The 22,162-nt window shown below is 63.6% G+C and carries 21 protein-coding genes; 12 read left to right on the forward strand and 9 right to left on the reverse strand.

The features are described from left to right. The first annotated feature begins 144 nt into the window (after positions 1-144). Genes hemA through ACGK9R_RS12965 form a run of 6 tightly spaced genes read left to right on the forward strand, consistent with a single transcriptional unit; the run spans position 145 to position 6,570 of the window. Positions 145-1,455, forward strand: a complete 1,311-nt coding sequence (gene hemA, locus ACGK9R_RS12940) for a glutamyl-tRNA reductase (protein WP_394581863.1) — start codon at positions 145-147, stop codon at positions 1,453-1,455. After that, the gene (gene prfA, locus ACGK9R_RS12945) at positions 1,452-2,540 is read left to right on the forward strand and encodes a peptide chain release factor 1 (RefSeq protein ID WP_394581865.1); all 1,089 of its coding nucleotides are present in this window, start codon (positions 1,452-1,454) and stop codon (positions 2,538-2,540) included. The genes hemA and prfA overlap by 4 nt, the downstream gene beginning before the upstream one ends. Then, complete coding sequence (prmC, locus tag ACGK9R_RS12950) at positions 2,540-3,430, forward strand: peptide chain release factor N(5)-glutamine methyltransferase (protein ID WP_394581867.1); 891 nt, start codon at positions 2,540-2,542, stop codon at positions 3,428-3,430. Before prfA ends, prmC begins: the two co-directional genes overlap by 1 nt. Next, a complete protein-coding gene (locus tag ACGK9R_RS12955; RefSeq protein WP_394581869.1) occupies positions 3,427-3,933 on the forward strand; it encodes an Lrp/AsnC ligand binding domain-containing protein in 507 nt (168 codons plus the stop codon). The genes prmC and ACGK9R_RS12955 overlap by 4 nt, the downstream gene beginning before the upstream one ends. Further along, positions 3,930-4,682, forward strand: a complete 753-nt coding sequence (locus ACGK9R_RS12960; RefSeq protein ID WP_394581871.1) for a HesA/MoeB/ThiF family protein — start codon at positions 3,930-3,932, stop codon at positions 4,680-4,682. The genes ACGK9R_RS12955 and ACGK9R_RS12960 overlap by 4 nt, the downstream gene beginning before the upstream one ends. A gap of 52 nt (positions 4,683-4,734) precedes the next feature. Beyond that, positions 4,735-6,570 carry a hypothetical protein gene (locus ACGK9R_RS12965; protein WP_394581873.1) on the forward strand — a complete coding sequence of 612 codons (1,836 nt, stop codon included), beginning with the start codon at positions 4,735-4,737 and terminating at the stop codon, positions 6,568-6,570. Between the two features lie 142 nt (positions 6,571-6,712). On the opposite strand, the gene ahpF is transcribed toward ACGK9R_RS12965, so the two are convergent. Together ahpF and ahpC are read right to left on the reverse strand one after the other, a co-directional pair. Then, on the reverse strand, positions 6,713-8,269 hold the full coding sequence (gene ahpF, locus ACGK9R_RS12970; protein WP_394581874.1) for an alkyl hydroperoxide reductase subunit F: 1,557 nt from the start codon (positions 8,267-8,269) through the stop codon (positions 6,713-6,715). A 198-nt stretch (positions 8,270-8,467) separates the two neighbouring features. Beyond that, a complete protein-coding gene (gene ahpC / locus ACGK9R_RS12975) occupies positions 8,468-9,031 on the reverse strand; it encodes an alkyl hydroperoxide reductase subunit C (RefSeq protein ID WP_394581876.1) in 564 nt (187 codons plus the stop codon). A gap of 380 nt (positions 9,032-9,411) precedes the next feature. Here ahpC and ACGK9R_RS12980 point away from each other — a divergent pair, with 380 nt between their 5' ends. The 4 genes from ACGK9R_RS12980 (at position 9,412) to ACGK9R_RS12995 (ending at position 13,540) form a co-directional block, all read left to right on the forward strand. Beyond that, positions 9,412-10,512, forward strand: a complete 1,101-nt coding sequence (locus ACGK9R_RS12980) for a polyamine ABC transporter substrate-binding protein (RefSeq protein WP_394581878.1) — start codon at positions 9,412-9,414, stop codon at positions 10,510-10,512. 82 nt (positions 10,513-10,594) lie between these two features. Continuing rightward, positions 10,595-11,764, forward strand: coding sequence for an ABC transporter ATP-binding protein (locus tag ACGK9R_RS12985; protein WP_394581880.1), 1,170 nt, complete (start codon positions 10,595-10,597; stop codon positions 11,762-11,764). Between the two features lie 25 nt (positions 11,765-11,789). Continuing rightward, positions 11,790-12,701, forward strand: coding sequence for an ABC transporter permease subunit (locus ACGK9R_RS12990; protein ID WP_394581882.1), 912 nt, complete (start codon positions 11,790-11,792; stop codon positions 12,699-12,701). Further along, entirely contained in the window at positions 12,698-13,540 is an 843-nt protein-coding gene (locus tag ACGK9R_RS12995; RefSeq protein ID WP_394581884.1) for an ABC transporter permease subunit, read from the forward strand. Before ACGK9R_RS12990 ends, ACGK9R_RS12995 begins: the two co-directional genes overlap by 4 nt. Before the next feature lie 12 nt (positions 13,541-13,552). Here ACGK9R_RS12995 and ACGK9R_RS13000 read toward each other — a convergent pair whose 3' ends face one another. Further along, complete coding sequence (locus ACGK9R_RS13000) at positions 13,553-13,762, reverse strand: CPXCG motif-containing cysteine-rich protein (protein ID WP_394581886.1); 210 nt, start codon at positions 13,760-13,762, stop codon at positions 13,553-13,555. Between the two features lie 118 nt (positions 13,763-13,880). Between ACGK9R_RS13000 and ACGK9R_RS13005 the strand changes: the two genes are divergently transcribed. Continuing rightward, positions 13,881-14,309, forward strand: coding sequence for a DUF3617 domain-containing protein (locus tag ACGK9R_RS13005; RefSeq protein ID WP_394581887.1), 429 nt, complete (start codon positions 13,881-13,883; stop codon positions 14,307-14,309). A 60-nt stretch (positions 14,310-14,369) separates the two neighbouring features. Here the strand turns inward: ACGK9R_RS13005 and ACGK9R_RS13010 are convergent, their stop codons facing one another. Both ACGK9R_RS13010 and ACGK9R_RS13015 read right to left on the reverse strand, forming a co-directional pair. Beyond that, positions 14,370-17,483, reverse strand: coding sequence for an efflux RND transporter permease subunit (locus tag ACGK9R_RS13010; protein WP_394581888.1), 3,114 nt, complete (start codon positions 17,481-17,483; stop codon positions 14,370-14,372). After that, complete coding sequence (locus tag ACGK9R_RS13015) at positions 17,480-18,511, reverse strand: efflux RND transporter periplasmic adaptor subunit (RefSeq protein ID WP_394582038.1); 1,032 nt, start codon at positions 18,509-18,511, stop codon at positions 17,480-17,482. The genes ACGK9R_RS13010 and ACGK9R_RS13015 overlap by 4 nt, the downstream gene beginning before the upstream one ends. A gap of 225 nt (positions 18,512-18,736) precedes the next feature. Between ACGK9R_RS13015 and ACGK9R_RS13020 the strand changes: the two genes are divergently transcribed. Beyond that, positions 18,737-19,921, forward strand: a complete 1,185-nt coding sequence (locus ACGK9R_RS13020) for an NAD(P)/FAD-dependent oxidoreductase (protein WP_394581890.1) — start codon at positions 18,737-18,739, stop codon at positions 19,919-19,921. Between the two features lie 100 nt (positions 19,922-20,021). Here the strand turns inward: ACGK9R_RS13020 and ACGK9R_RS13025 are convergent, their stop codons facing one another. The 4 genes from ACGK9R_RS13025 to ACGK9R_RS13040 all read right to left on the reverse strand — a co-directional run bounded on the left by ACGK9R_RS13025 (position 20,022) and on the right by ACGK9R_RS13040 (position 22,149). Further along, complete coding sequence (locus ACGK9R_RS13025; protein ID WP_394581892.1) at positions 20,022-20,330, reverse strand: hypothetical protein; 309 nt, start codon at positions 20,328-20,330, stop codon at positions 20,022-20,024. Next, positions 20,305-20,709 (reverse strand): phage holin family protein, encoded by a 405-nt coding sequence (locus ACGK9R_RS13030; protein ID WP_394581893.1) that lies wholly within the window; start codon positions 20,707-20,709, stop codon positions 20,305-20,307. Before ACGK9R_RS13030 ends, ACGK9R_RS13025 begins: the two co-directional genes overlap by 26 nt. Next, positions 20,709-21,041, reverse strand: coding sequence for a YqjD family protein (locus ACGK9R_RS13035; RefSeq protein WP_252109116.1), 333 nt, complete (start codon positions 21,039-21,041; stop codon positions 20,709-20,711). Before ACGK9R_RS13035 ends, ACGK9R_RS13030 begins: the two co-directional genes overlap by 1 nt. A 76-nt stretch (positions 21,042-21,117) precedes the next feature. After that, positions 21,118-22,149, reverse strand: coding sequence for a phospholipase A (locus ACGK9R_RS13040; RefSeq protein WP_394581894.1), 1,032 nt, complete (start codon positions 22,147-22,149; stop codon positions 21,118-21,120). Positions 22,150-22,162 lie beyond the last annotated feature (13 nt).

Raw genomic sequence — 22,162 nt, forward strand, 5'->3', positions numbered from 1 at the left:
CTTGAAAACGATACGTGTCAGCGCAATTTCCAAGACGCTGACCGGCCTTCTCGAGACTCGAATCTTTCGAGAAACGGACTCGCCCGCCAGAGAGTCGAGCCAATGTTCATTGACGACCGAATCACTAGCGAAGACGCCTAACGCATGACGCTTCTTGCCCTGGGAATCAATCACCGTACCGCCAGCGTGGCCGTACGTGAGCAGGTAGCCTTTACCCCCGCGCAGTTCGAAAGTGCGTTGGGCGAGCTTCGCTGCCTGCCGCACGTGAGCGAAGCGGCGGTGCTTTCCACCTGTAACCGCACCGAGCTTTACTGCGTCACCGACGAAGCCGGTGAAAGGACGGTGCTCGACTGGCTCGGCCGCTTTCACGGCCTGGCGGTCGAGGAGATTTCGCGCTGCGCCTACCACTATATCGACGCCGCCGCCGCCCGCCACCTGATGCGGGTGGCCGTGGGGCTCGATTCTATGGTGCTGGGCGAGCCCCAGATTCTCGGTCAGTTGAAGGAAGCCTACCAGCAGTCGCGCAGCGCGAAGGGCCTGGGCGGCGAGCTCGAGCGACTTTTCCAGCACACCTTTGCCGTGGCCAAACAGGTGCGCACCGAAACCGGCATCGGCAAGAACCCGGTGTCGGTCGCCTACGCCGCGGTGAGCATGGCCAGCCGGATCTTTGACGACTTCGGCCGGGCGAGCGCGCTTTTGATCGGCGCCGGCGAAACCATCGAGCTGGTAGCGCGCCACCTGAGCGAGGCCGGCGTGCGCAAGCTGACCGTGGCCAACCGTACTCGCGAGCGCGCTCAGGCACTCGCCGGGCCGCTGGGCGGCGAGGCGATCACACTGCCGGAAATTCCCGACGCGCTGGAGCGCGCCGATATCGTCATCTCCTCGACCGCCGCGCCGCTGCCGATTCTGGGCAAGGGCATGGTCGAGCGAGCGCTGAAAAAACGCCGCCACCGCCCGGTGTTCATGGTCGATATCGCCGTGCCGCGCGATATCGAACCCGAGGTGGGCGAGCTTGCCGACGTGTTCCTTTACACCGTCGATGACCTCGAGGAGGTGATCGAGGAGAACCGTCGCCATCGCCAGGTCGCCGCCGACCAAGCCGAGTCGCTGATCGAGCACGGCGTGGTCAGCTGGGAGCAGGAGCGCCGGGTGCGCGACGGCGGTGAGCTGATTCGCGACTACCGCCGTCACGGCGAGGCGATGCGCGACGAAAGCCGCGACCAGGCCCTCGAGCGCCTTGCCCGCGGCGAGGATCCGGCGAAGGTCGTCGAGCGCCTGGCCCACCAGCTGGCCAACCGCTTCATGCACCAGCCCACGCTTGCGCTGCGTGAAGCGGCCTCCCGAGAAAACCATGAAGTGCTGAGTGCGGCGCCGCGCGTTCTGCTTCCCCCAAAACCCGCGTTTGAGAAGCCTGCGCCCTCGGCTAAACGCCAGAAGGATGATTCGCCCGCATGAAAGAGACGTTGCGCCAACGGCTGGACAGCTTTGCCGACCGTTTTGAAGAGCTGGCCATGCTGCTTTCCGACCCCGACGTGATCATCGACCAGCCGCGTTTTCGCGACTACTCCCGCGAGTACGCCGAACTCGAAGCGCTGGTCGCGGCCTGGCAGCGCTACCGCGAGGTCGAGGAGAACATCGCCACCGCCGAGGCCTTGAGCGGCGACAGCGACCCGGAGATGCGCGAGCTGGCCGAGATGGAGCTTCTTGATGGCCGCGAGCAGCTGGAAACGCTCGAGGTCGAGCTCAAGCGCCTGCTGGTGCCGAAGGACCCGGACGACGGGCGCGGCGTGTTTCTGGAAGTGCGTGCCGGCACCGGCGGCGACGAGGCGGCGATCTTCGCCGGCGACCTGTTTCGCATGTATTCCCGCTACGCCGAAAAGCGCGGCTGGCGGGTGGAAGTGGTCAGCGCCAGCCACGGCGAACAGGGCGGCTATAAAGAGGTGATCTCCAGGGTCAAGGGCGAGGGCGTCTACGCCCGGCTCAAGTTCGAGTCCGGCGCGCATCGCGTGCAGCGCGTGCCCGCCACCGAGTCCCAGGGGCGCATTCACACTTCCGCCTGCACCGTGGCGGTGATGCCCGAGGTCGAGGATGTCGGCGACATCGACATCAACCCCTCTGATCTTCGCGTGGACACCTACCGCTCCAGCGGCGCCGGCGGCCAGCACGTCAACACCACCGACTCTGCGATCCGCATCACCCACCTGCCCACCGGCGTGGTGGTCGAGTGCCAGGAGGAGCGCAGCCAGCACAAGAACCGCGCCAAGGCGATGTCGCTGCTCGCCGCCAAACTCAAACGCAACGCCGTGGACTCCCAGCGCCAGGAGCAGGCGGACGCCCGCCGCTCGCTGGTGGGCTCCGGCGATCGCAGCGAGCGCATTCGCACCTACAACTTCCCCCAAGGGCGCGTCACCGACCACCGCATCAACCTGACGCTCTACAAACTGCTGGATGTGGTCAGCGGCGAGCAGCTCGATGAGGTGGTCGAGCCGTTGATTCATGAGTACCAGGCCGAGCAGCTCTCGGCACTTCAGGACGCGTGATGACCTTCGATGCGCTGCTCCGTGCGGCCGCGCAGCGCCTGGAGCTTGCCGGCTCGCCCACGCCCCGAATCGACGCCGAGCTTTTGATGACCCACGCCACCGGCCGCGAGCGCGCCTGGCTCTACACCTGGGGCGATCGCGACTGCGTCGGCTGGGAGCGCGCTCGCTTCGAGGCGTTGATCGCTGCTCGCGCCCAGGGCGAGCCGGTGGCGTACCTGACCGGCGAGCGCGCCTTCTGGGGGCTTTCGCTTTTGACCTCGCGCCACACGCTGATTCCCCGCGCCGACACCGAAACCCTGGTCGAGGCGGCGCTTGCGCGCGCAGGCAAAAGTGGGCGCTTTCTCGATCTCGGCACCGGCACCGGCGCGATTGCGCTTGCCTTCGCAAGCGAGCGCCCGGGCTGGCAGGTGAGCGGGCTCGATCTGCGTGATGAGGCAGTGGCGCTCGCCGCCCGCAACGCCGCGCGGCTGGGGCTTGATAACGCCACCTTCGCCCAGAGCGACTGGTTCGACGCCCTGGCGCCGGTCGAGCCTGCCTCCCGCTTCGATCTCATCGTCAGCAACCCGCCCTATATCGATGCGGCGGACCCGCACCTGGCACAAGGCGACGTGCGCTTCGAGCCGCGTTCGGCGCTGGTGGCCGCTGATGAGGGCTTGGCGGATCTGCTCCACCTGGTGCGCCAGGCCCGTGACTATCTTTTCGATCGCGGCTGGCTGATGCTCGAGCACGGCTACCGCCAGGCGCCGCTGGTGCGCCAGGCGCTGATCGAGGCGGGCTATACGGAGGTCGAGAGCCTGAAGGATCTGGGCGAGCATGAGCGGGTGACGCTCGGCCGGGCGGTAGAGGCAGCGTGGGTGGAAGAGAGGGTGCAACGAGTGAAGCAAACATGAGGGCCAGAAGCAGAGCACTGGACCGCATCGATCTGCGCATTCTGCGCGTATTGCAGGATAACGCGCGCATCTCCTACGTCGATCTCGCCGCCGAAGTCGGGCTTTCGACCACGCCGTGCCTCGAGCGGGTCAAACGGCTGGAGCGCGCCGGGGTGATTCGCGGCTACCAGGCGCTGCTCGACCCTCAGGCGCTGCGGGCGAATCTGGTGGTGTTCGTCGAGATCAGCCTCGAGAGCCAGTCGCCGACGGTGTTCGACGAGTTTCGTCGCGCCGTACAAACGCTGCCGCAGATTCAGGAGTGCCACCTGGTGTCAGGTCAGTTCGACTACATTCTGAAGTGCCGGATTCCGGAAATGGCGTCGTACCGGCAACTGCTGGGCGACGTGGTGCTCAAGCTCCCCGGGGTCAAGGAGTCCAAGAGCTACGTCGTGATGGAAGAGGTCAAGCCAGGCGCTGGGCTGCACGTGCCGGAGCCTGGCGAATTCGAGGAGCGCTTTTCATGATGGATGACCAGGCGCTTTTGCGCTACAGCCGCCAGATCATGCTCGATGAGGTCGATATCGAGGGCCAGCAGCGCCTGCTCGACGCCCGCGCGCTGATCGTTGGCGCCGGCGGGCTTGGCTCGCCAGTGGCGCTGTATCTTGCCGCCGCAGGGGTGGGGCGGATCACCGTCGCCGATGCCGACAGCGTCGAGCTTTCCAATCTTCAGCGCCAGATCGCTCATCAGAGCGCGGACCTTGGCCGCAACAAGGCGGCCTCGGCGCGCGACAGCATGGCCGCGCTCAACCCCGCGTGCCAGATCACCGCGATCGAGCGCCACCTGAACGACGCCGAGCTCGCCACGCTCGCCACCCAGTGTGACGTGGTGCTCGACTGCACCGACCGCTTCTCCAGCCGCTACGCGATCAACGCTGCCTGCCAGCGAGCCGGCGTGCCGCTGGTCTCCGGCGCGGCGATTCGCTTTTCCGGCCAGCTCGCCGTGTTCGACCCGCGCGATGAGCAGAGCCCCTGCTACGCTTGTCTCTACCCGCCCGGTGATGGCGACGACGAGGCGTTAAGCTGTGCCGAAAGCGGCGTCATCGCGCCGCTGGTCGGCGTGATCGGCACGTTTCAGGCGCTGGAGGCGCTCAAGCTCTTGAGCGGCGCCGGCCAGGTGCACTGCGGGCTCTCTACCTTTGACGCGCTCAGCGGTACCTGGCGCCATTTTCAGGTGCCGCGCGACCCGGCCTGCCCGGTCTGCGGGCCGCGATAACTGAAGCGGCGCCTACGGCAACATGCGCTTGTATAACGACAACAGGTGAACCATGGCGAAATCCTCCCGCTCGAAAAGCCTCGGTCAGGCCCGGCGCGCCCAGCGCGCGCAAAAGAAGAAAACGGCGGCGCCGGCGTTCAGAGTGCCGGTAGTAAAAGCGCCCTCCGAGCGGGGCGATGCCCCAGCGGTGGCGCTGAGCGAGGCGCTCCAGCGCGCCCGTGCCGCACTCGACGAGGCGTTAGGCGGCTCGCCGCCGGCGCCGCTTCATCTGTTCGTTTCCGTCACCGACGCCACCCATCGCGCGGTCGTGGTCAACGCCGCAGGGGTGGCCGACGGCGAGCACTGGCAGCGGCTGAGCGAAGCGCTTTCCAAACGGTTGAGTGAAGCGGCCCCGGTGCGCTGGCTGCGCCTGGACTGGACCCGCGAGCTCGTTGAGTACACCTGGCAAGGGCTGGCCGCCGAGCTCAAGAAACACAAGCGTAACTACTTTCGCCGCGGCATCGCGCTGGATGACGGCTGCGAGCGCGCCTTTCTCGAGCAGGAGCTAAACGCCAACGCCATGCTCTACCAGGGCGTCAAGGTGCCCCACGCCGAGCTCAATCAAAAGAACTTCCGGCGCTACGCCCGCGAGCGCTTCGGTGCTGACATCGGGCTCGATTTTAGCGCCGACAGGCCGGTTTATACCTTCACCACCGCGGCGCTTCTGGTCGCGGCGGACGAGCCCACCCAGCGCCTGCACGGCTACAGCGGCGGCCGGGAAGGGCGCGATACCGGCCGGCGACTCATCGAGCGGCTGACGCCGGAGATCACGCGCACGCTGATCGAGCGCGCAAGCCGTTTTCTTGCCGACCAGGTCGAGCCCAGCGGGCGTTTCATCTACGGTTTGCACCCCTGTTTCGACCGCCAGGTGAACGGTTACAACACCCTGCGACATGCCAGCAGTATCTACAGTATGCTCGAGGCCTGGGAGGTAACCCAAAGCGAGACGCTCAAGCGCGCCATCGACGCGGCGCTTTCGCACCTCACCCAGCGGCTTTTGAAACGTTTCGAGCACCGCGGCGAGCAGGTGGCGTATCTTCTGGAAGACAACGGCGAGATCAAGGTCGGCGGCAGCGGCGTCACGCTGCTGGCCCTGTCGAAATACACCGAGCTCACCGGCGACCGGCAGTATTTGGCGCTGATGGAAGCGGTGGCGCTGGGCATCCGCCAGTGCCAGCTCGAAAGCGGCGGTTTCAACCACGTCCTCAACGCCACTGATTTGAGCGTCAAGGAAGCGTTTCGCATCATCTACTACGACGGCGAAGCGGCGTTCGGGCTGATGCGCCTGTACGGTTTAACGAAGGACGCCCGCTGGCTCGCCGTGGTCGAGCGCGCCTTCGAGTACTTCATCGAAAAGGAGCACTGGCGCGCCCACGACCACTGGCTGAGCTACTGCGTCAACGAGCTCACTCTCTACCGCCCGGACGAGCGCTACTACCGCTTCGGGCTGCAGAACGTGGCGGGGTATCTCGACTTCGTGGAACAGCGGATCACCACCTTCCCGACGCTTCTCGAGCTGATGATGGCGGCGCACAAGATGATCAAACGCCTACAAGCCGCACCCGGGCACCGCCATCTGCTGGAACTGATCGATCTCGAGCACTTCTACCGGGCGCTTGAGACGCGCGCTCACTACCTGCTCAACGGCCATTTCTGGCCCGAGTTCGCGATGTTCTTCAAGCGCCCGGAGCGCATCGAAGGCAGCTTCTTCATTCGCCACCACAGCTTTCGCGCGCGCATCGACGACGTCGAGCACTATCTTTCCGGGTTCGTGGCGTATTTGTTGCACTATTTGACGCCAGAAACGAAAGCGCAAGGCGATGCCAGCTCGATGCCGGGTGACGTCTAACCAGGGCAGGCAACAACCGTTTCATTGCATGACTACACGTGTGCAAAAAAAAGCCCGCAGAGCGGGCAGAACGTCACGGTCCTTGACGTTGATAAAATGCAGGGGGCGCAACGCCCCCTGAACTACATGGTTGCCAGTCAGATCAGTTGCGAATCAGATAATCAAACGCGCCGAGCGAGGCCTTCGCGCCTTCGCCCATGGCGATGACGATCTGCTTGTAAGGCACGGTGGTGGCATCACCCGCGGCGAATACGCCAGGCACTGAAGTCATGCCGTGGGCGTCGACGATGATTTCACCGCGGGGCGACATTTCGATCGGCGAGCCTTTTAGCCACTCGGTGTTCGGCACCAGGCCGATCTGGACGAAAATGCCCTCGAGTGCGACGTGTTTGGTCTCGTCGGTGTTGCGGTCCTTGTAGGTCAGGCCATTCACGCGGCTGCCGTCGCCGGTCACCTCGGTGGACTGGGCGTTCAGGATGATATCAACGTTGGGCAGGCTCTTGAGCTTTTTCTGCAGCACCGCGTCGGCGCGCATTTCGCCCATGAACTCGACCAGCGTGACGTGGCCAACGATACCGGCGAGATCGATCGCCGCCTCGACGCCGGAGTTGCCGCCGCCGATGACTGCCACGTGCTTGCCCTTGAACAGCGGGCCGTCGCAGTGGGGGCAGTAGGCCACGCCCTTGTTGCGGTACTCGCGCTCGCCGGGCACGTTCATTTCGCGCCAGCGCGCGCCGGTGGCCAGTACCAAAGTCTTGCTCTTGAGCGTGGCGCCGGACTCGAACGTCACTTCATGAAGCCCACCCTCGACCTCGGCGGCCTTGAAGTGGCTTGCGCGCTGCAGGTTCATCACGTCGACTTCGTAGTCGTTGACGTGCTGCTCGAGTGCCGCGACCAGCTTCGGCCCTTCGGTGTAGGAGACCGAGATGAAGTTCTCGATACCCAGGGTATCGACCACCTGACCGCCGAAGCGCTCGGCGGCGATGCCGGTATTGATGCCCTTGCGCGCCGAGTAGATCGCCGCCGAGGCGCCGGCGGGGCCCCCGCCGATGATCAGCGAATCGAACGCTGCCTTTTCGCTGAGCTTCTTGGCGTCGCGCTCGGCGGCCCCGGTGTCCACCCTGGCGAGAATCTGTTCGATCGTCATGCGGCCCTGATCGAAGGGCTTGCCGTTGAGATAAACGCTCGGCACCGACATGATTTCGCGCGCTTCGACCTCGTCCTGGAACAGCGCGCCGTCGATGGCTACGTGCTGGATATTGGGGTTGAAGATCGCCATCAGGTTCAGCGCCTGGACCACGTCCGGGCAGTTCTGGCATGAAAGCGAGTAGTAGGTCTCAAAGCGCATCTCGCCGTCGAGCGCCTTGATCTGGTCCAGCGTCTCCTGGGAGGTCTTGGGTGGATGACCACCGACCTGCAGAAGGGCCAGCACCAGGGACGTGAACTCGTGGCCCATGGGGATGCCGGCGAACACCACGCCGGTCTCTTCGCCGGGGCGGTTGATGGCAAACGACGGGGTGCGCTCGTCGCGGCCGTCGGTGTGCAGAGTGATCTTGTCGGTCAGGCTCTTGATGTCTTCGAGCAGACCGAGCAGCTCCTTGGATTTGGCACCGTCATCGAGGGACGCAACGATCTCGAACGGTTGAGTCACCTTTTCCAGATAAGCCTTCAACTGATTTTTTAAATTCGCGTCCAACATGACCGTGGTTCCTCGCAATCGGCTTGAAAATGTCTCGACCGACTCACCATGAAAAGGGCGAGCGGGAGAAGGGTGTCGTGTCAGGGAAGTGGGCTTCGCGCGTTCGGAGACCCTTGAAACGAGGCACCCGGGCATACGCCCGGGTGCAGGGCTGGTCCATCGGTAACCTCTAAGCGGTTAGCGTGAACACGCCAAGCGTTAGATCTTGCCGACGAGATCCAGTGACGGGGCGAGGGTCTCTTCGCCTTCCTTCCACTTGGCCGGGCACACTTCGTTCGGGTTTTCACGAACGTATTGAGCGGCCTTCACTTTGCGCAGCAGCTCTTCGGCATTACGGCCGATGTTGCCGGCGTTGATTTCGACGATTTGAACCTTGCCATCCGGGTCGACAACGAAGGTGCCGCGCTCGGCAAGGCCGTCTTCTTCGATCAGTACTTCGAAGTTGCGCGAAATTTTCAGCGTCGGGTCGGCGATCATCGGGTACTGGAGCTTGCCGATGGTCTCGGAGCTGTCGTGCCATGCCTTGTGGGTGAAGTGGGTGTCGGTGGAAACGCTGTAGATTTCCACACCCAGCTTCTTGAACGCGTCGTAGTTATCGGCCAAGTCGCCAAGCTCGGTCGGGCAGACGAAGGTGAAGTCGGCCGGGTAGAAGAAGAATACGGACCACTGACCTTTCAGGTCGGCGTCGGTAACGTCGATGAACTCACCATTGTGGTAAGCGGTTGCTTTGAAGGGTTTTACTTCGGTGTTGATCATGGACATTGAGCTCGTCTCCGTATCGGATGGATGATGACTTGAAAAGACAGGTATTATACTAACGGCGAATGCCTGATAGCTAAAATTGAGAAAAAACATTCAATCTATAGCGATCTCCTATCATTGAGCTGTCGCTTGCGCAGTGACATTCGCCGCCCGCCCGCCGTACCTGCCACAGCGAGACGCACCGCTTAAGTGGGGGCGTGGGTGGCGCATTGCAACAATTTTCCCCTTTAGCCCTTGCGATGGGATGGCCGCCCGCGCAAAATTCTTCGCTCGAAAATTGTTTGACGGCGCGCAGGTGCTAATTTGAGGAGTGGCGCCTTTAATGGCGCTACTTGACGCGAATGCAGGGGTTATCACGATTGGAACGAGGAGCAAACCTGATGGGGCACATCCACAAACTCGCAGCGGCCGTTACGGCGCTTTCTTGTGTCGTAGCGGCGAACGCCCACGCTGATGAAGTGCGGATCTACAACTGGTCCGACTACATCGCGCCGGAAACGCTGGCCAAGTTCACCGAGCGTACCGGCATCGACGTCGTCTACGACGTTTACGATAGCAACGAAACCCTCGACGCTGCGCTACTCGCCGGCCGCTCCGGTTACGACGTAGTGGTGCCCTCGTCCCACTTCTTCCTGCGCCAGCGCCAAGCCGGCGTCTACCAGGCGCTCGACGCGTCGAAGCTCTCCAACCTTGATAACCTCAATCCGGAGCTGATGGCGAATCTCGAGACCATCGATGCGACCACCGAGTTCATGGTGCCGTACATGTGGGGTACCAACGGTATCGGCTACAACGTCGATCGGGTCACGGAGATTCTGGGCGACGACGCTCCGGTGAACAGCTGGGCGCTGCTCTTCGACCCGGAGATCACCGGCGCGCTGAAGGAGGCTGGCTGCGGGATCTCGATGCTCGACTCTGGCGAAGAGATGCTACCCGCAGCGATGGCATATCTGGGCCTGAGCCCGATCAGCGACAATACCGACGATCTCGAAGCCGCCGGCGAAGCGATCGCCGCAGTGCGTGACGACATCACCTATTTCCACTCCTCCCGCTATATTTCCGATCTCGCCAACGGCGACATCTGCGTGGCCGGCGGCTACTCCGGCGACGTATTCCAGGCCGCCGAGCGCGCCGAGGAAGCGGGCCGCGACTTCACCATCGGCTACAGCATTCCCAAAGAGGGCGCCGCGCTCTGGTTCGATGTCATGGCGATTCCCGCCGATGCGCCGAACGTGGATAACGCCCACGCCTTCATCGACTTCATTCTCGACCCGGAAATCGCCGCCGAGATCACCGACTACGTCAGCTACGCCAACCCCAACTCGGCGGCCGACGCCTACCTCGATGAAGAGATCCTGGGCGACCCGGCGATCTATCCGGAAACCGAGGTCATGCAGAATCTCTACGTTGCCCGCGACATGCCCCAGCCGTTCCAGCGCGTGCGCACGCGTATCTGGAACCGCGTCAAATCCGGCCGATAAGACGCCCAGAGCGGCGGGCAGCCTGGCTGCCCGCTCTTTTCGTTTCAGGCCCGTACCCTCGGGCCATTGATGGGAGTGGTGCATGGTCACGACGCCTCAGTCGAATGACGCCTCATTGGTGCCGGGTGCCACCCGCGCGCCGGGCAAGACCCCGCGCTTTGCCGAAGACGTCGTGCTCGAGGTCAAGCGCCTGAGCAAGCGCTTCGACGACGCGCTGGCGGTGGATACGGTCAACCTTCAGGTCAAGCGTGGCGAGATCTTCGCGCTGCTGGGCGGCTCCGGCTCCGGCAAGTCGACGCTGTTACGCATGCTGGCGGGTTTCGAGACGCCTTCTGAGGGCCGCATTCTGCTTGGTGGCGAAGACATTACCCGGACCCCGCCGCACAAGCGCGCGATCAACATGATGTTTCAGTCCTATGCACTGTTTCCGCACATGAACGTGGCGCAGAACATCGCCTTTGGGTTGAAGCAGGACAGGCTCTCGAAGGCGGATATCGACGCGCGCGTGGCACAGATGTTGAAGCTCGTGCACATGGAGCGCTTCGCTAAGCGCAAACCGCACCAGCTCTCCGGTGGCCAGCGCCAGCGGGTAGCGCTGGCGCGCTCGCTGGCCAAGCGGCCCAAGCTCTTGCTGCTCGACGAGCCGATGGGGGCGCTGGACAAGAAGCTTCGTACCGAGATGCAGCTCGAGGTGGTCGAGATCATCGAGCAGGTCGGCGTGACCTGCATCATGGTCACCCACGACCAGGAGGAGGCGATGACCATGGCAGACCGCGTGGCGATCATGGCCGACGGCTGGATCGAGCAGGTGGGCTCGCCGGTAGATATCTACGAGAGCCCGGCGAGTCGCATGGTGGCGGAGTTCGTCGGCACGGTAAATCTGTTCGAAGGCGAGATCGTCGAGGACGCGGCGGATCATTGCACCATCGAAACGCCGGCGCTGTCGCGGCCGATCTACATCGACCACGGCATCACCACCCAGGCGGTGGACCGGCGGGTGTGGGCGGCGCTGCGTCCGGAGAAGATCTGGCTCTCCCGCGAGAAGCCCGAAGGCGCCTACAACTGGGAGGCGGGCAAGGTCGACGATATCGCCTACCTCGGCGGCTACTCGCTCTACTACGTGCGTACCGCCTCAGGCCAGATGGTGAAAGCGAGCATGGCCAACGTCGAGCGTCGCGGCGACCGCCCCACCTGGGAGGACGACGTTTACGTGTACTGGGAAGATCACAGCGCCATCGTGCTCAATCGATGAGCGTGGAGTCAGGAGAGCGCCCTTGATGAAGTCGCTTACGTTCGCCGCGCGCATGAAGCGTTTGCAATTGGGTCGGCGCGCGGTCATCGCGCTGCCGCTTTTATGGCTGACGCTGTTTTTTCTTTTGCCCTTTGCGCTGGTGCTCAAAATCAGTCTGTCGGAGTCGATGGTGGCGATCCCGCCCTTCGGGCCGCTTCTCGAGTACACCAACCAGACTCTGCACGTCTTTCTGAACCTGGGCAACTATCTGTTTCTGTTGTCGGATTCGCTTTACGTTGCGGCCTATTGGGGCTCGATCAAGACCGCGTTCATTTCGACGGTGGCGTGTTTGCTGATTGGCTACCCGATGGCCTACGCCATGGCGCGGGCGCCACTTCGCTGGCAACTGGTGCTGGTGCTGCTGGTGATGCTGCCCTCCTGGACGTCGTTTCTGATCCGTGTCTACGCCTGGATGGGCATTCTCAGCAATAGCGGGCTGATCAACAACCTGCTGTTGGGCCTGGGGCTGATCGACGCGCCGCTTCGCATGATGAACACCCAGTTCGCCGTGGTGATCGGTATCGTGTACGCCTATCTGCCGTTCATGGTGCTGCCGCTCTACGCGCACCTGACAAGGCTCGATAACGCGCTTTTGGAGGCGGCGGCGGATCTCGGTTCGCGCAAGCTCAATACCTTTATCAAGGTGACGCTGCCGCTCTCCATGGGCGGCATCATCGCAGGCTCGATGCTGGTGTTCATTCCGGCGGTAGGAGAGTTCGTGATTCCGGAGCTTCTCGGCGGCCCGGATACGCTGATGATCGGCAAGGTATTGTGGGAGGAGTTCTTCTTGAACCGCGACTGGCCCGTCGCCTCGGCGCTCGCCATGGTGATGTTGGCGCTGCTGCTCGTGCCCATCGTGTGGTTTCACCGCTACCAGTCCCGGGAGCTCGAACAATGAAGACGTCGCGCGTACCGTCGTTCACCACTGTGATGCTCGTTTTGGGGCTCGTGTTTCTCTACCTGCCGATGCTGGTGCTGGTGGTCTACTCCTTCAACGCCTCGCGTCTGGTCACCGTGTGGGCAGGATTCTCCACCGAGTGGTACGGGGCACTGTTTCGCGACCGCCAGATTCTAGCCGCGGTGTGGACCAGCTTGGAAATCGCCTTTTTCGCCGCCAGCATGGCGGTGTGCCTGGGCACGGTGGCGGCTTTCGTGATGACCCGCTTCGGGCGCTTTCGTGGCAAGACCGCGCTTTCGAGCATGGTCACGGCACCGCTGGTAATGCCCGAGGTGATCACCGGGCTCTCGCTTCTGCTTTTGTTCGTGCAGATGGCCCAGCTCACCGGCTGGCCGGCGGACCGCGGTATGGCGACGATCTGGATCGCCCACACCACGTTCTGCAGCGCTTATGTAGCGGTGGTGGTCGCGGCACGGCTGCGCGAGATGGACCGTTCGATCGAGGAAGCGGCGATGGATCTGGGTTCGCCGCCGCTGAAGACGTTTTTCAGCATCACGCTGCCGGTGATCTCGCCGGCGCTGGTCGCCGGGTGGCTGCTCGCCTTTACGCTGTCGCTGGATGACCTGGTGATAGCAAGCTTCGTCTCTGGCCCCGGGGCCAACACGCTGCCGATGGTGGTGTTCTCCTCGGTGCGTCTGGGGGTGTCGCCGAAGATCAACGCGCTGGCCACGCTGATCATTCTGGTGGTGTCGCTGGCGACGCTTTTAGCCTGGTTCGTCATGCGCCGAAGCGAAAAGCGCCGCCTGGCGCTGAATCGAAAGGCTCAGGGCGGCGAATAAGGCGCGTTTTGATCAGAGGACGTCGTCGTCGCGCCCGGTGGTGATCGCCTCGACCTCGCCGGTCATCGGCGACATCACCACCTGCACCTGAATCGGCGCGCAGCAGCGGTGGCAATCCTCCCAGGTGGTGTGGCTGCCCTGGGAGGTGTCGATGATGAAAGTGAGCGACGTGCCGCAGTAGGGGCAGTCGAAGGCGTGTTCGATGAGCGCTTCATCGTCCATGGCGGGCTCCTGACGTCGGTAGGTGAGAGTGCCTTCAGTGTAGCAGAGCGCAGGCGCGCATCCGCGCGGCGAATCGGTTAGGATGGTGGCGTTTATGAATCAACCGAGTGAGAGGACGATGATGATACGTTACATGGCAGTAGCGGCCGCCCTGGCCTTCCCGATGAGTGCGCTGGCCGAGACGCCGAACGTGACACCGGGCGAGTGGGAATTCACCAGCGTGACCAGCGTCAGCGGTGACATGGACATTCCGGATCAAACCGAAACCGAGCGCCAGTGCATCACCCAGGAAGAGCTCGATAGCGCCGAGTTTGGTTTGATCCAGGAGGAGCAGGGCTGTGAGCTGCTCGACCAGGATATGAATGCCGATGGCATCACCTACAGCATGGCCTGCAGCGCCGACGGCGGCCAGGCGAGCATCGACGGCGAGATGCGCTTTATGGGTGAGCAGATCGACGGCACGGTAACGATTCTCACCGAGTCGCCGATGGGCGCGCTGACCATGGACACCGTGATCGAAGGCGAGCGGGTCGGCGAGTGCGGCTGATACGCCTGACGTGATCGAACAAGGCGCCTTTTCAGGCGCCTTTTTTCGTAGCGCGCAGGGTTACTTCGAGCGCTCGAAGGCGTCGATCTCGGCCTCCAGGCGTCGTTTGACCGCATTGGGCGAGCCGGTGTGGCGGGCGAGCAGGTCATACGCCACCGGCACCACCAGCAGCGTGAAGATCGTCGCCGCGCCGACGCCGGCCATGATCACCGTGCCGATCACCAGCCGCGACTCGGCGCCTGGCCCGGTCGAGAGAATCAGGGGCACCGCGCCGGCCATGGTGGTGATCGCAGTCATCAGGATCGGGCGAAGCCGCGTCACCGAGGCCTCGATGAGCGCGTCGCGAAACGCCGCGCCGTCGTCGCGCAGCTGGTTGGCGAACTCGACGATCAGAATGCCGTTTTTCGCCGCCAGCCCGATCAGCAGCACCAATCCCACCTGGCTGTAGATATTGAGCGACTGGCCGGTCAGAAGCAGCGCCAGAAGCGCCCCGCTCATGGCCAGCGGCACGGTCAGCATGATCACGAAAGGGTGGATCAAACTCTCGAACTGCGCCGCCAGTACTAAAAACACCACCACCGCGCCGAGTACCAGCAGGAACGTGGTGGCGCCGCTGGCCTGCTGATAATCACGCGAGGGGCCGGCCAGGTTGGTCTGGGCGGCCTCGGGCAAGAGCGCATCGGCGCTTTGCTGCATGTAATCGATCGCCTCGCCGAGGGTGTAGCCGTCGGCCAGGTTGGCCTCTATGGTGATCGCGCGTACCCGATCGAAGCGGTTGAGCGTGCTGGCACCGGCGAAGTCCGACAGCGTCACCAGGCTCGAAAGCGCAATCAATTCCCCGCTTCGGCTCGAGCGTACCTGAATGCTGTCCAGCGCCCGCGGGCTATTCTGTCGCGCCCGATCGCCTTCGAGAATCACGTCGTACTCCTCGCCATCATCCACGTAGCGGGTCACGTTGCGCCCGCCGAGCAGCACCTCGAGGGTGCGACCAATCTCGCTGACCGTGACGCCAAGCGCCGAGGCGCGAGCGTAGTCGATATCCACCCGCAGCTGAGGCTGGGTCTCGTCATAATTGCTCTCAAGCGCCGTCAGGCGCGGGTTGTCCTGGCGCACGTGCTCGATCAGGGTATCGCGCCACTCGGCGATCTGATCGAACGAGCCGCCGCCGAGCACGAACTGCAGTGGCTTCTCGGTGCGCTGGCCAAAGCCCTGGCGCATTACCGGAAACGCCTGTACGCCGGGCAGGGTCGAAAGCGTTTCGCGCACCTCACCCATGACCTCCCAGGCGCTTCGCCGCGCGCCCCAATCCGCCATGTCGATGATCAGAAAGCCGCTGTTGAAGTTTTCGATGTTGCCGAAGCCGCGCGGGGCGCGCACCACCACCCGCTCGAACTCGCCGCTTTCCAGAAACGGGTCGAGGCGCGCTTCGATCTCGTCCATGTAGTCCATCATGTAATCGAAGGTGGCGCCTTCGGGGCCGTTGACCAGCACGATGAAGTTGCCGCGATCCTCCTGGGGGGTGTACTCGCTTGGCAGCATCGCGGCAAGCCAGACGGTCGCCGCGATCAGCCCCAGAAACAGGGCGACCACCAGCCAGCGAAGGCGCAGCGTGGCCAGCAGCACGCGCCGGTAAAGGCGCTGGTTGGCGTTCAAGAGCCGCTGTACGGCGCGACCGACGCGGCTATCGTGCATGCCGGGCTTCAAGATCTTCGAGGCCATCATCGGCGTGAGCGTCAGCGCCAAAAGCGTCGAGAACACGACCGCTGCGGCCATGGTCAGGGCGAACTCCGAGAACAGCCGGCCGATGTCGCCCTGGAGCATGCTCAAGGGTAGAAACACCGCCACCAGCACGAGAGTCGTCGCGATCACTGCAAAGCCGATCTGGCGAGTGCCGCGGTAGGCGGCGACCAGCGGCGTCTCGCCGTAGTCGTGCATGCGCCGGTTGATGTTTTCGAGCACCACGATGGCGTCGTCGACGATCAGGCCGATCGCCAGCACCAGCGCCAGCAGCGTGAGCAGGTTGATCGAGAAGTTCATGACCGCAAGCGCGGTAAAGGCACCGATGACCGCAATCGGTACGGTCACCGCCGGTACCAGCGTCGTGCGTAGATTGCCCAGAAACAGAAAGATCACCACGACCACCAGTCCCATGGCGATGAACAGCGTCGATACCACCTGCTCGATAGCGCCAGAGACGAACGTAGAGGCGTCGTAGTTAAGGCTCAGCTCCATGCCGTCGGGCAGGGTGGTTTGAAGCCGCTCGAGCTCCGCCTGCACCGCTTCAGAAAGCGCCAGCACGTTGGCAGTGGACTGCATGATCACCCCAAGGCCCACCATCGGCACGCCGTTGGCGCGAAACACCGAGCGGTCCTCCACCGAGCCGACCTCGACCCGGGCAACGTCGGCCAAACGTACCAGGTAGCCGTTTTCGCCCTGGTCGACGGCCAGGCGCTTGAAGTCGTCGGCGGTGGCGAAAGCGCGCGGCAAGCGCACGATGAATTGGCGGTCGGCGGATTCCAGCGAGCCCGCGGGCAGCTCGACGTTCTCGGCGCGCAGGGCGTTTTCGATATCGCCGACGGTCAAACCGCGGGCGGCCAAGGCGTTGCGGTCGAGCCACACGCGCATGGCGTAGTCGCGCCCGCCGCCCACGCGAATGCGCGCAACGCCGGGCTGCACCGAGAGGCTGTCGACCAGCTGGCGGTTGGCGTAGTCGGTCAGCTCGGTGATCGAGTAGTCGGCGCCGGAGAGGCTCAGCCAGACGACGATCTCCTCGCTGCTGTCGGCCTTGGTGACCTCCGGGTTGTCGGCGTCGTCGGGCAGATTGCGCAGCGCCCCGGAAATACGGTCGCGGATATCGTTGGCCGCGGCGTCGATATCCATGGTGAGGGCGAACTCGATCTCGATGCGCGAGCGGCCATCCTCGCTTTGCGAGGTGATCAGCTCGATTCCTTCGACCCCGGCGATGCGGTCCTCGAGAATCTGGGTGATGCGGGTTTCCACCACGCTCGCCGAGGCGCCGGGGTAGCGGGTGTCGATGCTCACGATCGGCGGGTCGACGGTGGGGTACTCCTGAAGCGGCAGCCGCTCGAGCGCCAACACGCCAAAGGCGATGATCAGCGCGGCGATCACCATGGCGAGCACCGGGCGCTGAACCGAAATGTCGGAAAGCTTCATCGGCGGCCTTCCTGGAGTATTGCGCGCACGCCGGTGTCGTCGTCGACCACGCCCAAAAGCTGCACCTCGAGCCCGTCGCGGGCAAGCTGCAGCCCGTGGACCACGACCAGGTCGCCCTCGCTGACCCCCTCCAGAATCTCGACTTCGCCGTAGCGGCGCTCGCCGATCACGACCGGGCGCTGTACGAGGCGATACGGCTCGGTATCACCTTCGAGCAGCATGACGGCGTGGCGGTCGCCGCTGGGCTCCAGCGCCGCCTCGGGGATGACCACGGCGTCGCGCAGGCGCTGGCGTACGGTGACCTCCATCAGCATGCCCGGGCGCAGGCGCGACTCGGGGTTATCAAGCCTGGCGCGCACCTCGACGCTTCGCGTCACCGGGTCGACGCGGGTACCGATGGTGGCGATCTCACCGCTGAATACGTCGTCCGGGTAGGCGGCGGTGGTGGCCGTAAGGGTCAGCCCCGGCGAGAGGCGGCCAAGAAACACCTCGGGCACGCTGAAGTCGAGCTTCATGACATCGAGCTTGTCGAGTGTGGCCAGCGCCATGCCTGGCGTAACCAGCGCGCCAACGCTCACGTCACGAAAGCCGATCCGGCCATCGAAGGGCGCGTAAAGGCGGTAGTTGGCAAGCTGTGCTTCGATCGCCTGGGCCTGGGCGCGGGCCTGGTCGAGCCGTGCCTGGCTATCCTCGACATCGGCGCGGGCGGCAAGGTTACGGTTTTGAAGCTGCTGAGCGCGGTCGAAGGCGTTACCGCGTTCGGCGCCGAGCGCCCGGGCTGCGCGTAAAAGCGCCTGCTCCTCGCTGTCGTCGAGACGAATCAAGAGCCGCCCGCGCTCGACCTGCTCGCCATCCTCGAAATGGATCTCGGCCACCCGCTCGGTCACGGTGGCGGCCAGGGTCACGCTTTCATCGGCGCTGAGCGTGCCCAGCGCCTCGAGCGGATCCGACCAGGTGGTTAGTTCGGCGCGGCTGGCGATAACGCCGGGCAGCGGCTGGGCAAGCGCCTGGGGCGCCAGCGCGATCATCAGGATCGCAGCGCTTAGCCGATGGATAAAACGGTGTGTCACTGGCATGCGGGTCTCGCTGGTTGAGCCATGGTCACTGCCGCGCGGTGAATGCGCAGAGTCTTCGAGCGCGGCGTTTAATGCAACGCCTGACACCCGGCCACAGGGCAAAACGCCACCCTAAGCAATAAGCTGCTCCATACCTGTTAGAATGGCCGGCTTTGGGCAGGCTTGAGGATATCGGGTATGGCGGTGGATGTCGTGATCATTGGTGCGGGCGCGGCGGGGCTGATGTGCGCCGCCCAGGCCGGCTATGCGGGCAAGCGCGTGCTGGTGCTGGATCACGCCAACAAGGCCGGCAAGAAGATTCTGATGTCTGGCGGCGGCCGCTGTAACTTTACCAATATGGATGCCGCGCCGGGGCATTTTTATTCGCAGAACCCGCATTTCTGCATTTCCGCACTCAAGCGCTACCGTCCGGAGCACTTCGTCGAGCTGGTCGAGCGTCATGGCGTCGAGTACGTCGAGAAGGCGCCGGGCCAGCTCTTCTGCGCCGACTCCTCGAAGGAAATGGTGCGCCTGCTTCTGACCGAGTGCGAGTGGGCCGGCGCCGAGATTTCGCTCTCCACTCGCATCGATAGCGTGGAGCGTGAAGGGGAGAGCATGCGTCTTGAAACCTCGCGCGGGCGCATCGACGCCGGCGCCGTGGTAATCGCCACCGGTGGGCTTTCGATTCCCACACTCGGGGCGAGCGGCTTTGGCTACGAGATCGCCCGCCAGTTCGGCCTCGAGGTGCTGCCCACGCGCCCGGGACTGGTACCGTTGACCTTGAGCGGTAGCTGGAAGGAGCGCGCCGGAGCGCTTTCCGGCGTCAGCCTACCGGTCGCCGTCGAGCACGGCGGCTACCGCTTCGAGGAGCCGATGCTCTTTACCCACCGCGGGCTCTCCGGGCCGTCGATGCTGCAGATATCAAGCGTCTGGGAGCCGGGTGAGGCGCTTGAAATCGACCTTCTACCCCGGTGCGCCGCGTTTGATCTGCTGCGGGAGGCACGCGCGAGTACACCCAAACGCCTGCTTTCGAGCTGGCTCGGCGAGCACCTTCCCAAGCGCCTTGCTCAGGCGCTGGTCGAGTGGTATCCGCAAGCGCAGACCCAGGCGCCGCTTGCCGAGATCTCCAACGAGGCATTAGAGGCCTGGGCCGAGCGGCTCAACCGATTCACGCTCAAGCCCTCGGGCACGGAAGGGTGGCGCACCGCCGAAGTGACCATGGGCGGTGTGAGCACCGACGCCGTGTCCTCGAAAACCTTCGAGGTCAAGGGCATGCCGCAGCTACGCTTCATTGGCGAGGTGCTGGACGTGACCGGGCGTCTTGGCGGCTACAATTTCCAATGGGCCTGGGCCAGCGGTGTGGCCTGCGCCCAGGCGCTTTGATGCGACGAAGCGCTGGGATTCACCTGACCACGAACAAAAAACGCGTGTCAGAGCACGCGTTTTTTTGAAAGGTTTTTCAAGCAGGGAAGCGAGGCGACAATCACGTAGCGATTTTCGCCAGCAGCTTGAGCTTGCGAAACAGCATGTAACCCGCCAGCGCCTTTCGGCCTGCCGCCACGGCGCCGCCCGGGTGGCGAACCAGGCGCCACGCGGCGATGCCGCCCAAGGCGTACAGCGGCAGTTTGAAGCTCTTCAGATTGCGCTCCAGCGGTTCGGCAACGTTGAGCAAATAGTCGCTGTTGACGATGATATCGACACGCTGCTGCTCGAGTTCAGCAAGCAGAAGAGCCTTACGCTCGGCGCGGCTCGGTGGGGGAACGGGCTTAGCGTCTTGCGTCGGCTTGGTCATACTGGTTGGCCTCCAGAAGCGCTCGATCCGCTGACAGCTGCTTCAGCGTCTCCTTCAACAAGGTGTGCCGTTTTGCCTGACGTATGGCAATCAGAGCAAACAGCAGGCTCAAGAAGATCAGCGTGCCGGCACTCACCACGATGGCGGTAATACGGTAGGTATCCCAGAACAGGATGATCACCAGAGCGGTTAGCGTGGCAACACCTAAAAGCAGCAAAAGCAGGCTCGCGCCTGCCAGCATGAAAAGGACGACGATACGTGCGCGTTCTTCCTCGAGTTCGAGAACCGCCAAACGCAGGCGGGTTTCGCTATTGGCTACCAGCGAGCCCAGCAGGCGTTTGACGGCAGAGAAGACGCGTTGGGATGGCCCCAGCGCCATTAGCGACGACCGAGTAACAGTCCGGCTACCAGACCCGCAGCGGCACCGATGCCCATGCTGGTCCAGGGGTTTTCACGCACGTAACGATCGCAGCAGTCGACCTGGTTGGAGAGTGACTCGCGGGTGTCTTCGTACAGGTGCTCACCGGCGCTTTCCAGACGTGAACGGGTCTCTTTCAAGCGACGCTCGGCACGCTCGCGCAGGCCGCGCATCTCACCGCTGGCGTCCTTGGAGGTGGCGCTGACCAGCTCTTCGACGGTTTCGCTCAGGTAGCGAAGGTCGTTCTTGAGCTGATCGGCACGTGCAGAGCTATCTGAATTACGCTTGGCCATGATGTCTTCCTTTGACGTGTGAATGAAACAAGAACCGCTTTCAGCATAGCAGCCTCTATCGAATAGACAACCTCGCTCAGCGGTCGAGTCCGGTGGCGCTGAACATCGGGTTGAGGCTGAAACCAATGCTCAAACGGTGCACCCGGTTGTCATAATCGATCATGCTCTCGCCGTAGCCGTAGTAGTACTGCAGATGGGCGCGCAAATTGGTGAATGCGGGCCAGCTGTAGTCCACCTGGGTGCCGTAATTGCCGGCGGAGGGGTTGCCGCGCAGCTGAGTGGCGACTTCGTGGTTGCCGTTGAGCCGCTTGGCCAGGCGAATGTCGCCGTAGCCCATGAAGCGCTCGATATCCGGGTTGTCGTCGCTGCTTTCCGACTCGGGCACGCGCCAGTGCGGGGCCAGGGTGAGCGCCCAGTCACCGCGCTGGAAGGTGCTCTCCAGATAGACCCGGTTCCAGCTGCGCGACAGCGGGTCCGAGCGGCCGTTGGACTGGTGGTTGAACGATACCCGGTTACGCGTATTGACCCAGCCAAGCGCCGTCCAGGCGTTGTCGAAGTCGATGAAAATTTCCGGCTCGTAGTTGGTCTCGCGAAACGGCGAGGAGGCGTCGGTGTTGTACGCCTGCCACCAGCTACGCTGGGTGTAGCCGAAGTAGACGTCGCCCACGTCGCCGAACAGATCCTCCGCCAGATTGAACTTGGCGCTGAACTGAAACTTCACCTCGACGTTGTCCGGGCCGTTCTCGTCGGTGATTTCGCGAAAATCGGTAGGGTTGGTCTTGTTGTTGTAGCTGAACGGGAACAGGTAGTTGGTGCGGTGCGTGGTGATCGCGAAAGGATTGCGCGTGGACTCCTGCTCGAGCATGCGCCGCTCGCTCAGATCTTCGAGCGCGGCCTCTTCGGGCAGCGGCTCCGGTTCGATACCGGCGGCGCGCTCGTCAGGGGCTTCGACCTGCTGGAGCTGTTGGCGCAGTTGGTAGAGTTCGGTATTGAGCGCGCGAATGCGAGCCTCGATCTCCTCCTGGCTTTGCGCCATGGCGTTTGGCGCAAGGGCGGCGGCGCCAATGAATACAGCAGAAGCTGCAACTAACCGGTATCGATGGACCATGGGGGGAGGGCTC

It is taken from the genome of Halomonas sp. HNIBRBA4712, from assembly GCF_043558675.1.
Taxonomy (GTDB): Bacteria; Pseudomonadota; Gammaproteobacteria; order Pseudomonadales; family Halomonadaceae; genus Vreelandella.

Excerpts from the sequence above, each read along its gene's own strand:
- hemA (WP_394581863.1), top strand. The coding sequence starts at position 145 with ATGACGCTTCTTGCCCTGGGAATCAATCACCGTACCGCCAGCGTGGCC.
- prfA (WP_394581865.1), top strand. The coding sequence starts at position 1,452 with ATGAAAGAGACGTTGCGCCAACGGCTGGACAGCTTTGCCGACCGTTTT.
- prmC (WP_394581867.1), top strand. The coding sequence starts at position 2,540 with ATGACCTTCGATGCGCTGCTCCGTGCGGCCGCGCAGCGCCTGGAGCTT.
- ACGK9R_RS12955 (WP_394581869.1), top strand. The coding sequence starts at position 3,427 with ATGAGGGCCAGAAGCAGAGCACTGGACCGCATCGATCTGCGCATTCTG.
- ACGK9R_RS12960 (WP_394581871.1), top strand. The coding sequence starts at position 3,930 with ATGATGGATGACCAGGCGCTTTTGCGCTACAGCCGCCAGATCATGCTC.
- ACGK9R_RS12965 (WP_394581873.1), top strand. The coding sequence starts at position 4,735 with ATGGCGAAATCCTCCCGCTCGAAAAGCCTCGGTCAGGCCCGGCGCGCC.
- ahpF (WP_394581874.1), bottom strand. The coding sequence starts at position 8,269 with ATGTTGGACGCGAATTTAAAAAATCAGTTGAAGGCTTATCTGGAAAAG.
- ahpC (WP_394581876.1), bottom strand. The coding sequence starts at position 9,031 with ATGTCCATGATCAACACCGAAGTAAAACCCTTCAAAGCAACCGCTTAC.
- ACGK9R_RS12980 (WP_394581878.1), top strand. The coding sequence starts at position 9,412 with ATGGGGCACATCCACAAACTCGCAGCGGCCGTTACGGCGCTTTCTTGT.
- ACGK9R_RS12985 (WP_394581880.1), top strand. The coding sequence starts at position 10,595 with ATGGTCACGACGCCTCAGTCGAATGACGCCTCATTGGTGCCGGGTGCC.
- ACGK9R_RS12990 (WP_394581882.1), top strand. The coding sequence starts at position 11,790 with ATGAAGTCGCTTACGTTCGCCGCGCGCATGAAGCGTTTGCAATTGGGT.
- ACGK9R_RS12995 (WP_394581884.1), top strand. The coding sequence starts at position 12,698 with ATGAAGACGTCGCGCGTACCGTCGTTCACCACTGTGATGCTCGTTTTG.
- ACGK9R_RS13000 (WP_394581886.1), bottom strand. The coding sequence starts at position 13,762 with ATGGACGATGAAGCGCTCATCGAACACGCCTTCGACTGCCCCTACTGC.
- ACGK9R_RS13005 (WP_394581887.1), top strand. The coding sequence starts at position 13,881 with ATGATGATACGTTACATGGCAGTAGCGGCCGCCCTGGCCTTCCCGATG.
- ACGK9R_RS13010 (WP_394581888.1), bottom strand. The coding sequence starts at position 17,483 with ATGAAGCTTTCCGACATTTCGGTTCAGCGCCCGGTGCTCGCCATGGTG.
- ACGK9R_RS13015 (WP_394582038.1), bottom strand. The coding sequence starts at position 18,511 with ATGATCGCGCTGGCGCCCCAGGCGCTTGCCCAGCCGCTGCCCGGCGTT.
- ACGK9R_RS13020 (WP_394581890.1), top strand. The coding sequence starts at position 18,737 with ATGGCGGTGGATGTCGTGATCATTGGTGCGGGCGCGGCGGGGCTGATG.
- ACGK9R_RS13025 (WP_394581892.1), bottom strand. The coding sequence starts at position 20,330 with ATGACCAAGCCGACGCAAGACGCTAAGCCCGTTCCCCCACCGAGCCGC.
- ACGK9R_RS13030 (WP_394581893.1), bottom strand. The coding sequence starts at position 20,709 with ATGGCGCTGGGGCCATCCCAACGCGTCTTCTCTGCCGTCAAACGCCTG.
- ACGK9R_RS13035 (WP_252109116.1), bottom strand. The coding sequence starts at position 21,041 with ATGGCCAAGCGTAATTCAGATAGCTCTGCACGTGCCGATCAGCTCAAG.
- ACGK9R_RS13040 (WP_394581894.1), bottom strand. The coding sequence starts at position 22,149 with ATGGTCCATCGATACCGGTTAGTTGCAGCTTCTGCTGTATTCATTGGC.